The organism is Gammaproteobacteria bacterium (assembly GCA_003696665.1).
In the GTDB taxonomy this organism is placed as follows: domain Bacteria; phylum Pseudomonadota; class Gammaproteobacteria; order Enterobacterales.
Genome location: RFGJ01000326.1, coordinates 1 through 1,521, shown reverse-complemented (window position 1 = coordinate 1,521; position 1,521 = coordinate 1). Strand labels below are relative to the sequence as shown.

Here is a 1,521-nt window from a genome sequence, read left to right as displayed (position 1 = left end):
TTGGCGTCTCCGTCTCGCAACGCTGGCGTTACGTCCCTACCGGTTCGTTCCGAACGGGCGATGAGCAAGTAAACTCCTGGACGTTTCCGCTGGATTCTTTCGATGGGTTCTTTCTTCGGGCGCTCCAAGATCACCCTCTGGTGGTAAGCTTCACCAATTTCTCGCACCACCGTTCCATCATTTCCTGTCGCAGTCCCCACTGTACAGCCCGGTTGTAAACCGTCCCGGTGATTGTCTCTTTCTCGTGGCCCAAAATCAGGGCTATTTGCTGATCATGGTACCCCATTTCGCCAAGATGGGTTGCAACGGTGCGGCGCAAGTCCCTGGGTGTGAATGTCGGAAGAACCAGCGGGTGACGAGCTCCGTTCAGTCCACGTTTGACTGCCCTTGCAAGCGTTCGTGGTTCACAGACAGGGAACAAATTTCTGGTTCCACGGGCGTAGCTTCGCTCAATCACGTCAAGTGCCATCCCGGGCAGGTAAACGATGTGGGGCCGACGCATCTTCATGTTTTCGGCGGGGATATGCCACCAGTTGCCGTCGATCTGATCGTCGGTCATGAGCAGAACCGTCTGGGGGCGCTGACCAGTGATGAGCAGCATCCGCAATGCGTCAATGGTTGTCGGCTCGAGGCGCGGGTGGGTATCAAGCCACTTCCAGAAGGTGGTGATCTCCGAATCAGCTAGGTGTCTGGATAACCTCCTGCCTGGATCTGGGTTGGTGATATGCGATGCGGGATTGTATTCCAGGCCGTAAGAGTCGCGTTCCAGGGCCCAGTTGAACATCTTGCGCACGATGCTGAGGACGCAGCCAGCCATGCGAAGTGTCCCGGCATCAATGAGTGGGTCCAGGACAGCATGAATGTGCCTGCGCTTGACGTCTGTTGCCGGCATGTGCCCGATTACCGGCAGGACATATTTGGTGAGGACGCGTTCGTCCTCTTTCCAGGTCAGCTTCCTGGGTCGAGCGTAGCGTCGTAGATAATCGGCAGCCAATTCCTCGACCAAAACGGTGCGGGCCGGTTCGCAAACGGAAGGGTAGGCTGGTTCTGCAGCTGCAATTTCTCGGCAGATAGCTCGTGCTTCAGCAAGGCTTATTTGCCCGACGTCACCGATGCGTTTTTTTTTAAGCTTGCCTCCGCGACGAAAAATGGCGTAAAAGACCTTGCGTCCGGTCGGATGGACGACGACAACCAAGCCCCCCGGCTCGTTGATCTGGTAGCGCCTTTGTTGCGGTTTGACCCCGGCCAGAAACCTGTCGGTGAACACCCGCATTGTATTCCCCTTCTTCTGAGCGACCCCCTGACTGGCGGGACCTGTGGCTACTTTGGGGTATACTTTTAGGTGAGCTTGGCTGTCAATGGGCGATTTCATGTTTTTCTAAATTGGAAGAAAACAGCAAGAATAATCAGTAGTTGTGAGTAGTTATTTTCTCTTTTGATTTTCGGCTGATTGTGCTAGTTTTCGCCTTGGGAGCAGGGGGTCGCTGGTTCGAATCCAGTCGCCCCGACCATTTTCAGGTT

General features: G+C 55.1%; 1 protein-coding gene. It reads right to left on the bottom strand.

The window, feature by feature from the left end; translation table 11 throughout:
• Positions 1 to 130: 130 nt before the first annotated feature.
• Complete coding sequence (locus D6694_08580) at positions 131 to 1,372, bottom strand: site-specific integrase (protein RMH41751.1); 1,242 nt, start codon at positions 1,370 to 1,372, stop codon at positions 131 to 133.
• Between the last annotated feature and the right edge of the window lie 149 nt (positions 1,373 to 1,521).